Genomic DNA, 12,553 nt, shown 5'->3' with positions numbered 1-12,553 from the left:
GTCGCCCTTCGAGGGCCGCGCGTCGCGCGGCCGCCTCAGGGTGACGGACAATTTCCGAGCGTGCGGCAAGGTCGTCAGAACCGGTTCTTGCGCTCGCGCACCTCGGCGAACACGGCGGCGGCCGGCTTGCCGGCGAGCTTCACGGCGGCCGCCACGGCGGGCACGTCGGCGCGCAGGAACGGGTTGGATTGCTTCTCGGCGCCGAGCATCACCGGAATGGTCGGCCGGCCGGCGGCGACCTGCCGCTCGGCCTCGGCGGCGCGGGCCGTCAGCGCCGCGTTGTCGGGCTCGATGGTCTGGGCGAACTTGATGTTGGCGAGCGTGTACTCGTGCCCGCAATAGATCGTCGTGTCGTCGGGCAGGGCGCGCAGCTTGAGGAGCGAGCCCCACATCTGCTCGGGCGTGCCCTCGATCACCCGGCCGCAGCCGATCGAGAACAGCGTGTCGCCGACGAAGGCGATCTTGTCGGCGTCGAACACATAGGCGATGTGGCCGGCCGTGTGGCCGGGCGTGTCGAGCACCCGCGCGGTGAGGCCTCCCACCGTCACGGTGTCGCCCTCGGCGACGGTGGCGTCGACGGCCGGGATCGGCTGCTTCTCGTGGCGCGGCGCCGTCACCTTGCAGCCGTGCCGCTCCTTCAGCTCGGCGACGCCGCCGGTGTGGTCGCCGTGATGATGCGTCACCAGAATGTCGGTGAGGGTCCAGCCGGTTTCCTTCAGGGCCGCGTCGACGGCCCACGCCTCGGGCGCGTCGATCGACGCCGTCGCGCCGGTCGACGGATCGTGGATCAGCACGCCGAAATTGTCGGACAGGCACTTGAAGAGATGGGTCTGGGCGGCCATGGGGTTCCGTTCGCTCGATGAGGTCGGTCTGGACCTAGGATGAACCGGGCGATTGCGCAACGGCAACAAGGTCGCGCGAGGCAAGGCATCGTGTCCCGGGGCGCGGCGCAAGGCGCCGCGAACCGGGACCCAGAACGACGCCGCCAAGCTTCGCTTCGACGCCCCTGGGTCCCGGCTCTGCGGCGCATCAGGCCTTCGGCCTGACGCGCCTTGTCCGGGGCACGGATGCTGCGAACCGGAACGCTTCGATCATCAGGACGCCATGACGTCCAAACAACTCACCCGAACGCGCGGCCTTCCTCGCGCAGGATGCGGGCGATCTCGGTCAGGCGGTGGTCGTTCGAAAAATCCTCCAGACGGACCGGGAGCTTCTGGCGCCAGTTCGGGTGCTCGTTGATGGTGCCGGGCACGTTCGGCTGGTCGGCGACCTGGAAGGCGTCCTCGGCGGCGACCACCATCAGGCGGCTCGGTGTGCGGGCGAGGAAGCGGGCGATGTCGTCGAACGAGACGTGCTCGGCCGCGACGTCGCGGCGCAGCGCCTCGGCGATCCGGGTTCGGGCCTCCTGGCGTTCGTCGCCGGTCTCGCCGGGATCGAGGCCGAGCCCGTGCTTGACGGCGAGGTCGTGGCCCGACATCCAGCCCGAGAAGGTCGACAGGTCGTGGGTCGAGAACGACACCAGCGCCTGCGCCGGATACTTGCCCGGCGGGGAGAACGAGCTGTCGGTCGTCCATTCGCGCTCGAACAGCATGATCCGGTAGGACCACACGTTCCAGCCGGCCAGCGTCTCGCGGAAGCCGTCCGGCACGGTGCCGAGATCCTCGCCGATCACGATGCATCGTTCGGCCTGGCTCTCCTGCGCGACGACCGCCATCATGGCCTCGAGCGGGAAGCGCACATAGGTCCCCTGGTCGGCCTTGAAGCCATGCGGCACCATGTAGAGCCGGTTGAAGCCGAGCACGTGGTCGAGCCGAATCGCGCCGGCATGGCGCATCACGGCGCGCAGCGTCTCGCGCAGGAGCGCGAAGTCGGTCGCCATCAGGACGCGCGGATTGAACGAGGCGAGGCCCCAGTCCTGCCCGGCCGTGTTGAGGAGATCGGGCGGAGCGCCGGCCGAGAGCTCGCGCACATAGGCGCCCTGGCTCGACCACACGTCGGCCGAGTCGGCCGCGACCCCGACCGCGACGTCGAGATAGAGGCCGACCGGCATGCCGGCCTCGGCCGCGGCGGCGCTGCAGGCGGCGAGCTGGCGGTCCGCCGTCCACTGCACGAAGGCGTGGAACTCCATGTCGGCGGCGGCGCTCTCGGAGAGCGAGGCGATCGCCTCGCGCGACGGCGCCCGCCACTCCTCCGGCCAGTTCCACCACGGGCCGCCATGGCGGGCGCGCAGCACCATGAAGGCGCAGTAGCCGGCGAGCCAGTCGCCGCGCTCGGCCTTGAAGGCGGCGAAGTCGGCGCGGCGCTCGTCGCTCGCCCGCTCGCGGAACGCCTCGAAGGCGATGCGCAGGCCCTTCAGCTTGAGCGGGATCACGCCGGCATAGTCGACCTGCGGGCTGGCGCGCAGCCGCACCACGTCGTCGCCGAGGCCGGCCGCGGCGCCGGGAAACTCCGGGATCGCGGCGACGTCGATGTAGAGCGGATTGAGGAACAGCCGCGAGGTCGGCGAGTAGGGGCTGATCGCACCGGGATCGTCGAGCGCGATGGCGTGCAGCGGATTGAGCGCGACGCCGGCGGCGCCGAGCCGGCCGGCGATGCGCACCAGATCGCGCAGATCGGTGAAGTCGCCGATGCCCCAGTTGTGGTCGGAGCGCACGCCGTAGAGCTGGACGGCGAGCGCCCAGACGCGGCCGCCCTTGTCGAACGCCTTCGGCTGCCACGCCGCCTCCGGCGCCACCAGGACGGCCTGCGGACGCGGCCCCGGGGGGTCGAGCTGCAGCTGATAGGAGCCGACCTTGGTCTTCTCCGGCAGCACCACGGCGCCGTGCTCGCAGGTGCCGGACGCGACCGTCCGGCCGGTGCGCGTCAGACGCCAAGTCGTGCCGTCGCCGCAGACGCCGTAGATCGGCTCGATGCGTCCCTTGCGGCGGACGTGGACATGCGGCTCGGCCCCGAGCGGCGGCCCGCTGCGCGCCAGCACGTCGAGCACGGCCTCGACCGCGTCCTGGCTCACCTCGCGGAACTGGCCGCGCGCGTCGTAGTAGCTCGTCTCGACGCCGAAGGTCTCGGCGCGGCGGCTCAGCTCGCCTTCACTCATGCCGTTCGACACTCACGTCGCGAGACGTGTCCCGTGCTCCCCGTCGCGGTTTCACCCGTCGCGATCGGATCAGTGGCGCTCGAACCGCACCACCGGCGCCTCGGCGCCGCGCGATCCGACCGCCGGCACCGTCGGGACCTGCGAGACGACCGGCAGCGCCATGTAGGCCGAGTCGTCGAGCGTGCGAACGAAGTCGGCGAACCATAGCTGGACGGATGTCGCGCGCAAGACCTTCATCATCGCCTGCCAGCGCGCGATGCGTTCCTCGAGCGACATGCGGAGTGCCGTGCCGATCGCGGCGCCGATCGCCGCGGTGTCGTGCGGGTTGACCAGCAGCGCCGCATCGAGCTCGCGCGCCGCGCCGGCGAATTCCGATAGCACCAGAACGCCCGGATCGAACGGGTTCTGAGCGGCGACGTATTCCTTGGCGACGAGATTCATGCCGTCGGCAAAGGGCGTCACCAGGCCGACATGTGCGGTCCGGTAGAAGCCGGCCAGGGTGGTCTGGGCATAGCCCTTGGCGAGGTAGCGGATCGGCACCCAGTCGGGCTCGCCGAAGCGGCCGTTGACGTCGCTGACCAGGCCGGCGATCTCGGCCTTGAGCGCTTTGTAGGCCGGAATGTCGCCGCGCGACGGCACCGCGACCTGCATCAGCGTGACGTTACGTCGGAGCGCCGGCTCGCTCTCGAGCAGATGGCCGAAGCCGCGCAGCCGGTTGGCGATGCCCTTCGAGTAGTCGACGCGGTCGACCCCGACGACGAGCTTGCCGCCCTGCAGGCTGGAGCGCAGCCGCGACACCTCCGGGCGCGCCGCCGCCTTGGTGGCGCGGCTGGCGAACAGCTCGGTGTCGATGGTGATCGGGAAGGTGCCGAGCTGCGTCTCGCCGTGTCGCGACCGCACCGACGTGGCGCCGGTCGAGGCCGTCACGGCGGCGCCGGCGGCCGTCGTGCCGGTCAGGGTCGCGCCGGGCAATGCCGCGCCGATCGCGGCGAGGCCGAGTTCGCGCCGCAGGTAGCTCTCGAAATTGCGCTGCGAATCGATCGTCTGGAAGCCGATCAGGTCGTAGGCGAGCATCGCCTCGATCAGCTCGCGATGATGCGGGACCGCCACCATGGCGTCGCGACCCGGCATCGGCGTGTGCAGGAAGAAGCCGATCGGCAGGCTGACGCCGAGCTTGCGCAGCTCCGCCCCGAGCGGCAGGAAATGATAATCCTGCACCCACAGGGTCGCGTCGGCGCGACAGAAGCGCAGCAGCGCGCGCGCCATATGGCAGTTCACCTCGCGATAGGAGGCGTAGTCCTGCGGGCTCGCGGCGATCAAGTCGGGCCGCGAATGCAGCGCCGGCCACAAGGCGCCATTGGCGAAGCCTTCGTAGTAGCCGCGGTAGTGCTCTGTCGGCAGATCGAGTGTCGCCAGTGCGCCTTTGCCGAGCGCTTCGACCTCGACCAACGGCTCCTTGCCGCAGGCGTCGCGGGTCCGTCCGCTGGCGCCGACCCAGATGGCGCCCGACTCGGAAACGGCCGGCAGCAGGGCGGCAGCGAGGCCGCCCGTCATCGGCTCGTCGGCCTTGGCGCGCGCCACCCGGTTGGACACCACGACGATACCCAAGACGATCCTCCCTGATGACTGCCCCGACACCTTGGTGCTGGGGACCGACGACTTGCGCCGGGGAACAACAACTTGGGTCGTCTCGGGTTCCGGGCGGGCGGCGGCGGTGCGACGTCGCGGGCGGTCGGAACGAGGCGCAGCATCGCTAGGATCGATCCGTGATTCGGTGCTTCACGGCGGTATGCAGCAGCCTGGCGAAGTGGTCCGGCCGGGCCCGCGGGATGGAACCGCAGCGCGCCTGATTCGTTTTCGTTCGCCGTCGGGTAGCGCCGCCGGGTAGCCTCGACACGAGACCCTCGGCACACGAAGATGGCCTCGACACACGAACATGGTCGATCATGACGCACGATCCGCGCCTCACCTCGGCCCTGGACGCGACGCCGCTCGATTCGGACGTCTATGGTCGCCGCTATGTCATCGAGGACGTCTATCCGACCGTCGATGCCGGCCGGCACCCGGTGAAGCGGATCGTCGGCGAGCCGGTGGACGTGTGGGCCGACATCTTTCGTGACGGCCACGAGGTGACGGTGGCGGCGCTGCGCTGGCGGCGCGAGGGCGAGCGCGGCTGGTGGACGGCGCCGATGCTGCATGTCGAGAACGACCGCTGGCACGGCACCTTCGTCCCGATCGAGCTCGGTCGTCACGTGTTCGCGATCGAGACCTGGACCTCGGGCTTCGCCACCTGGCGGCGCGACACCCTCGCCAAGCAGCGCGCCGGGCAGGACGTTGCGCTCGAGCTGCAGGAAGGCCGCGCCCTGGTCGCGGCGGCGCTGCCGCGCGCCGGCGACACGGCCGGGAAGCTGCAGGCGGCGCTCGATCAGTGCGATGCGAGCAAGGATGCACGTCCACTGCTCGCCGCCGATCTCGCCGCCGCGATGGCGGCGGTCGAGCCGCGTCCCGATCTCACCTGGAGCCAGCCGTTCCCGATGATGATCGAGCGGGCGCGGGCGCGCGCCGGTGCGTGGTACGAGCTGTTCCCGCGCAACGAGACCGACGATCCGGCGCGGCACGGCACCTTCGACGACGTCGTCGCGCGGCTGCCCGACATCGCCGCGATGGGCTTCGACGTCCTGTACTTTCCGCCGATCCATCCGATCGGCACGACGAACCGCAAGGGCAAGAACAACGCGTTGAAGGCGGGGCCGGACGATCCCGGCAGCCCGTATGCGATCGGCGCCGCGGAAGGCGGCCACGATGCGATCCATCCGGCGCTGGGAACGCTCGACGACTTTCGCCGCCTGGTCGCGGCGGCGCGAGGGCACGGGCTGGAGATCGCGCTCGACTTCGCCACGCAATGCTCGCCCGATCACCCGTGGATCAAGGAGCATCCCGAGTGGTTCAAGTGGCGTCCCGACGGGTCGATGAAATACGCCGAGAATCCGCCCAAGAAGTACGAGGACATCACCAACCCGGACTTCTACTGCGCCGACCGCGTCGCGTTGTGGCAGGCGCTGCGCGACGTCGTGCTGTTCTGGGCCGAGCAGGGCGTGCGCATCATCCGGGTCGACAATCCGCACACCAAGCCGTTCCCGTTCTGGGAGTGGATGATCCGCGACGTGCAGGTACGGTTTCCCGACCTGATCTTCCTGGCCGAGGCCTTCACCCGGCCGAAGGTCATGAAGGCATTGGCGAAGCTCGGCTTCTCGCAGTCCTACACCTACTTCACCTGGCGCACCGGCAAGGACGAGCTGTCCGCCTACATGGCCGAGCTGACCCGGCATCCGGAGCGGGAGTATTTCCGGCCGAACTTCTTCGTCAACACGCCCGACATCCTGCCCTATCATCTGCAGGGTGGGGAGCCGTGGATGTTCAAGTCGCGGGTCGCGCTCGCCGCGACGCTCGCGGGCAGCTATGGTGTGTTCGCCGGCTTCGAGCTTCTGGAGCACGTGCCGCTCGCACCCGGCAAGGAGGAGTATCTCGATTCCGACAAGTACGAGATCAAGCCGCGCGACTGGACCGCGCCCGGCCACATCAAGGATTACATCGCGATGCTCAATGGCGTCCGCCGCGCCAATCCGGCGCTTCAGCAGACGTCGAATTTCGCGTTCGCGCTCGTCGACAGCCCGAACGTGATCGGCTTCGTGAAGGAATCGGTCGGACGCGACAACGTCGTCGCGGCGGCCGTCGCGCTCGTGCCCGGCCGGCACGACGTGTGGCTGCATTTCGGCGACATGCGGATCGGGCCGGAGATGACGCGCCGGCCGGTGCGGGCGGTGGAGAATCTGGTCACCGGCGAGTGGCGGCTGGTCGAATGGGGCGGGGTGCGCCTCGCCATCGACGCCGACCGGGACCCCATCGTGCTCCTGCGTTGCGTCGCCTGATCGCGGTGCGCCCCGATCGCCGGACGACCCCCGTCAACAGCCTCGGAAGCCCATGAACCTTATGTCCGACATCGCCGCCGCGACGGCCCCCGATCTGTCCGGCGACTCGCTCTGGTACAAGGACGCCGTGATCTACCAGATTCACGTCAAGTCCTTCTTCGACAGCAACAACGACGGGATCGGCGATTTCAACGGCCTGACCCAGCAGCTCGACTACATCCAGGATCTCGGTGTCACGGCGCTGTGGCTCCTGCCGTTCTATCCGAGCCCGGGCCGCGACGACGGCTACGACATCGCCGACTATCGCCGCATCAACCCCGACTTCGGCTCGATGAAGGACTTCCGCCGGTTCATGAACGAGGCGCACCGGCGCGGCCTGAAGGTGATCACCGAGCTGGTGATCAACCACACCTCCGACCAGCACCCGTGGTTCAAGCGGGCGCGCCGCTCGCGCCGCGGCTCGAACGCGCGTGACTGGTACGTGTGGAGCGACACCGACCAGAAGTTCCTCGACACGCGGATCATCTTCACCGACACCGAGAAGTCGAACTGGACCTGGGACCAGGAGGCGGGCGCCTACTACTGGCACCGCTTCTTCTCGCACCAGCCCGATCTCAACTTCGACAATCCGCGCGTCCTGTGGGCGATGGTGCAGGTGATGCGCCGCTGGCTCGACTTCGGGGTCGACGGCTTCCGGCTCGACGCGATTCCGTATCTGGTCGAGCGCGAGGGCACGATCAACGAGAACCTGCCCGAGACCCACGACCTGATCAAGAAGCTGCGGGCCGAGCTCGACGCCTACGCGCCCGGCACCTTCCTGCTCGCCGAGGCGAACCAGTGGCCCGAGGACGTCCGCGCCTATTTCGGCGACGGCGACGAATGCCACATGGCGTTCCACTTCCCCCTGATGCCCCGCATCTACATGGCGATCGCCCAGGAGGATCGCTTCCCGATCAACGACATCCTGCGCCAGACTCCGGACATTCCGGGCAACTGCCAATGGGCGCTGTTCCTGCGCAATCACGACGAGCTGACGCTCGAGATGGTGACGGACGCCGAGCGCGACTATCTGTGGTCGACCTACGCGGCCGATCCGCGCGCCCGCATCAATCTCGGCATCCGCCGGCGCCTCGCGCCGCTGATGGACAACGACCGGCGCAAGATCGAGCTGATGAACAGTCTCCTGTTGTCGCTGCCGGGCACGCCGGTCGTCTACTACGGCGACGAGATCGGGATGGGCGACAACATCTATCTGGGCGACCGCAACGGCGTGCGCACGCCCATGCAGTGGACCTCCGACCGCAACGGCGGCTTCTCGCGTTGCGATCCGGCGAAGCTCTTCCTGCCGCCGATCATGGACCCGGTCTACGGCTACCAGGCCGTCAACGTGGAGGCGCAGGCGCGCTCGCCCTCGTCGCTGTACAGCTGGATGAAGCGGCTGATCGGGGTGCGCAAGGGGAGCAAGGTGTTCGGCCGCGGCGGCATGACCATCCTGCGGCCGTCGAACCGCTCGGTGCTGGCCTATCTCCGGCATCACGAGAACGAGGTGATTCTCTGCGTCGCCAACCTGTCGCGCTCGGCCCAGTGGGCCGAGATCGACCTGTCGGCGTGGCGCGGCCGGGTGCCGATCGAGATGATCGGCCGGATGCGGTTCAAGCGCATCGACGACGGGCCGTTCGCCGTCACGCTCGCCCCCTACGGCTTCTTCTGGTTCCAGCTCTCCGACGAGAGCGGCGGCCCCGGCCCGGAGACCATCATGCCGCGCGAATGGATCACGCTGGTGCTTCAGGGGGACTGGAGCTCTCTCGGCAAGGCGCGGGTGCGCCAGCCGCTGGAGCGCGAGGTGCTGCCGGCCTTCCTGTCGGGCCGGCGCTGGTTCGCCGGCAAGGGGATGGCGGGCGGCGAGACCCGCGTGTCGCGGCTCGTGCCGCTCGGTGATGGCGCATTCCCGCCGGTGCTCGCCGTCGTCGATCATGTCGGCCCGAGCGGCGCGGTCGCCCGCTACGCGCTGCCGCTCGCGGTGCGCTGGGGACCCATCGACCGCAGCGCCGACTATCCGCTCACCGCGGTTCTGGCGCCAGTGCGGCTCACCAATCGCGAGGGCGCCCTGGTCGATGCGGTCGCCGACCGCGAGGTCGTCTCGAGCCTCGTCAGCCAGATCCACGCGGGGGCGCGCCGCGGCGGCGGCGAGGCGACGCTGGAGTTCCTGCCCACCGAGCGGTTCGCCGCGAGCACGCTGCCGCCCATCGCCATGGTGCGGGGCGCCGGCGTCGAGCAGACCAACTCGACGACCCTGATCGACAACTCGTTCGTGCTGAAGATCTACCGGCGCATCACGGCCGGGGTGAATCCCGAGGTCGAGACCGGCCGCTTTCTCACCGACGCGACCACGTTCGCCAACACGCCGCCGTTGATGGGGACGATCGAGCTGGTCGAGGACGGCGTCCGCTCGGCCGTCGCCGTCCTGCATCGCTTCGTCGAGAATCAGGGTGACGCGTGGTCGCACACCGCCGCCTCGCTCGATCGCTGGCTGGAGGACGTCGCCATGCTGCCGGGCGCGACCGAGCCGCGTCCGGCCCCGGACATCACCTTCGTCAACCGGGTCCGCCAGATCGGCCGCCGCACCGCGGAACTGCATCTGGCGCTCGCGAGTCGTCCCGATGTCGCCGATTTCGCGCCCGAGCCGGTCACCATGTCGGATGTCGACACATGGACGTCCGAGCTCGTGCGCAACGCCGAGGCGATGTTCGCCGAGCTGGCGCGGCGGCAGCCGGGCCTTCCGCCGACCGCTCAACCGTCGGCCCAGCTCTTGCTGGGGCGACGGGAGGAGGCGATCGCGACACTCTCCGGCCTGCTCGCCGGGTCGTTCGGCGCGGGGCCGATCGATGTCGACAAGATCCGTCATCACGGAGATTTCCATTTGGGGCAGATTCTGATCGCAAAGGACGACGTGCAGATCGTCGATTTCGAGGGCGAGCCCGAGCGATCGCATGCCGAGCGGGTTCGCAAGGCGCCATCGGCCCGCGATGCCGCCGGCTTCGTGCGTTCGCTCGACTACGCCGCGACGTCCGCCCTGATCCGTCACCTGGAGAAAGCCGCCGACGGGCCGCAGCGACTCATGGAGGTACTTGACTCCTGGCGCAATGCGGCGACGGATGCGTTCCTGATGTGCATGCGCGAAACGTCGGCCGGAAGCCGGCTGTGGCCCTCCGATCAAGCCGCGGCCGACCGCCTCCTGCGTTTCTTCATTGTGGAAAAGGCCGTTTACGAGGTGGGATATGAGTTCGCCAATCGTCCCGACTGGGTCCATGTGCCGCTCGCCGGGCTGGCACGGGCTCTCTTTCCGGTCGAAGGCGCGCAGCCATGACTGAAGTCGTGACCCCGGAGGCTCATGCCATCATCGGCGGTTATCACGCCGACCCGTTCCGTTATCTCGGGCCGCATGTCGATCATGGCCAGCCGATCGTCCGCGTCTACCTGCCGGGCGCCCGCCAGGTTCGCGTCCGCTACCCGGACGGGCAGGAGGCCGAGCTCAAGCGCCTCCACGACGCGGGCCTGTTCTCCGGTCTGGTGCCGTCGAACGGCCGCGACTACCGGCTGCTCGCCACGTGGGGCAAGGGCGAGGCGATCACGCTCGACGACCCCTACCGATTCGGCCCGGTGTTCTCCGATCTCGACCTCTACCTGATGGGCGAGGGGACGCACCTGCAGATCTACGACCGCCTCGGCGCCCACACGATGATGCACGAGGGCGTCCAGGGCGTCGCCTTCGGCGTGTTCGCGCCGAACGCCCGCCGGGTCAGCGTGGTCGGCGACTTCAACTTCTGGGACGGCCGCCGTCACGCCATGCGGGTGCGCGGCAACGGCTTCTGGGAGATCTTCATTCCCGACGCCAAGTCCGGCGACAAGTACAAGTACGAGATCGTCGGGCCGCACTCCTCGTCGCCGCTCCTCAAGGCCGACCCCTACGCCTTCTCGGCCGAGGTGCGCCCGCTCACCGCGTCGGTGATCGTCGATCCGGCCAGCCTGCCGCAGATCACGCCCGGCCCCGCCGGCATCAACCGGCACGACGCGCCGATCTCGATCTACGAGGTCCACCTCGGCTCGTGGCGGCGCAATCCGTACCTCAACAACTCCTGGCTCACCTATCGCGAGCTGGCCGAGCAGCTGCCCCAATACGTCGCCGACATGGGCTTCACCCATATCGAGCTGCTGCCGATCGCCGAGCATCCGTTCGACGCCTCGTGGGGCTACCAGCCGACCGGCCTCTACGCCCCGACCAGCCGGTTCGGCACGCCGCACGACTTCGCCTGCATGGTCGACGCGTTCCACAAGCACGGCGTCGGCGTCATCCTCGACTGGGTGCCGGGCCACTTCCCGGACGATGCCCACGGCCTCGCCCAGTTCGACGGCACGGCGCTCTACGAGCACGCCAATGCGATGCAGGGCCGGCACCTCGACTGGAACACGCTGATCTACAATTTCGGCCGCCGCGAGGTGGCGAACTTCCTGGTCGCCAACGCGCTGTTCTGGATGGAGCGCTACAAGATCGACGGCCTGCGCGTCGACGCGGTCGCCTCGATGCTCTACCTCGACTACTCGCGGCCCGAGGGCGGCTGGATCCCGAACAAGTACGGCGGCCGCGAGAACCTCGAGGCGATCGACCTGCTGCGCCGCTTCAACACCGAGGTGTTCGGCAATTTCCCGAACGCGACCACCATGGCGGAGGAATCGACCGCCTGGCCGATGGTGTCGCGACCCGCCGACATCGGCGGGCTCGGCTTCGGCTTCAAGTGGAACATGGGGTGGATGCACGACACCCTGCGTTACATGTCGAAGGACCCGATCTATCGCAAGCATCACCACGGCGACGTCACCTTCGGGATGCTGTACGCGTTCTTCGAGAACTTCGTGCTACCTCTGTCGCACGACGAGGTGGTTCACGGGAAGGGCTCGATCTTCGGCCGCATGCCGGGCGATCGCTGGCAGAAGTTCGCCAATCTGCGCGCCTACTACACGTTCATGTACGGCCACCCGGGCAAGAAGCTCCTGTTCATGGGCGGCGAGTTCGCCCAGGAGCGCGAGTGGCAGCACGACCACAGTCTCGACTGGCATCTGCTGGAGGACAAGCACCACGCCGGCGTCCAGTCGCTGATCCGCGACCTCAACCGGCTCTACAAGACGCTGCCCGCCCTGCATCAGCTCGATGCCGAGCCCGGCGGCTTCGAGTGGCTCGTCGTCGACGACGCCGACAACAGCGTGTTCGCCTGGCTGCGCCGCGGCCGCGATCCGGGCTCGGTCTGTCTCGTCGCCGTCAACTTCACGCCGGCGCCGCGGGAGAACTACCGGCTGCGGGTGCCGTTCGGCGGCGGCTGGCGCGAGGTGTTCAACTCCGACGCCGAGATTTACGGCGGCGGCAACATCGGCAATGGCGGCCGCATCCAGGCCGAGGACACCGACCATGGCGCCGTGCTGAACCTGGTGCTGCCGCCGCTGGCCGGGATCGTGCTGGTTCCGGAGGCGTGACGTC

General features: G+C 69.0%; 6 protein-coding genes. 3 read left to right on the top strand and 3 right to left on the bottom strand.

What is annotated here, in order from left to right:
- Positions 1-74 precede the first annotated feature (74 nt).
- From gloB to ABTU92_RS06500, 3 genes are all read right to left on the bottom strand, one after another.
- Positions 75-842 (bottom strand): hydroxyacylglutathione hydrolase, encoded by a 768-nt coding sequence (gene gloB / locus ABTU92_RS06510; protein ID WP_408088818.1) that lies wholly within the window; start codon positions 840-842, stop codon positions 75-77.
- A 278-nt stretch (positions 843-1,120) separates the two neighbouring features.
- The gene (gene malQ / locus ABTU92_RS06505; RefSeq protein WP_408088816.1) at positions 1,121-3,094 is read right to left on the bottom strand and encodes a 4-alpha-glucanotransferase; all 1,974 of its coding nucleotides are present in this window, start codon (positions 3,092-3,094) and stop codon (positions 1,121-1,123) included.
- A 69-nt stretch (positions 3,095-3,163) separates the two neighbouring features.
- Positions 3,164-4,702, bottom strand: a complete 1,539-nt coding sequence (locus ABTU92_RS06500; protein ID WP_408088814.1) for a trehalose-6-phosphate synthase — start codon at positions 4,700-4,702, stop codon at positions 3,164-3,166.
- Positions 4,703-5,040: 338 nt separating this feature from the next.
- On the opposite strand from ABTU92_RS06500, the gene ABTU92_RS06495 reads away from it, so the two are divergent.
- From ABTU92_RS06495 to glgB, 3 genes are read left to right on the top strand one after another with little or no spacing between them, the layout of a single operon-like run.
- Positions 5,041-7,023: an alpha-1,4-glucan--maltose-1-phosphate maltosyltransferase gene (locus ABTU92_RS06495; RefSeq protein WP_408088812.1), complete on the top strand. Its 1,983-nt coding sequence runs from the start codon at positions 5,041-5,043 to the stop codon at positions 7,021-7,023.
- A gap of 52 nt (positions 7,024-7,075) precedes the next feature.
- Positions 7,076-10,390 (top strand): maltose alpha-D-glucosyltransferase, encoded by a 3,315-nt coding sequence (gene treS, locus ABTU92_RS06490; RefSeq protein ID WP_408088810.1) that lies wholly within the window; start codon positions 7,076-7,078, stop codon positions 10,388-10,390.
- The gene (gene glgB / locus ABTU92_RS06485; RefSeq protein ID WP_408088808.1) at positions 10,387-12,549 is read left to right on the top strand and encodes a 1,4-alpha-glucan branching protein GlgB; all 2,163 of its coding nucleotides are present in this window, start codon (positions 10,387-10,389) and stop codon (positions 12,547-12,549) included. The genes treS and glgB overlap by 4 nt, the downstream gene beginning before the upstream one ends.
- The last annotated feature ends 4 nt before the right edge of the window (positions 12,550-12,553 follow it).

The sequence above is a fragment of the Rhodoplanes sp. SY1 genome (genome assembly GCF_046000175.1).
Classification (GTDB): Bacteria; Pseudomonadota; Alphaproteobacteria; order Rhizobiales; family Xanthobacteraceae; genus Rhodoplanes.
Note: the sequence above shows the minus strand (reverse complement) of the source record. Positions and strands in the feature narration are given on the sequence as shown.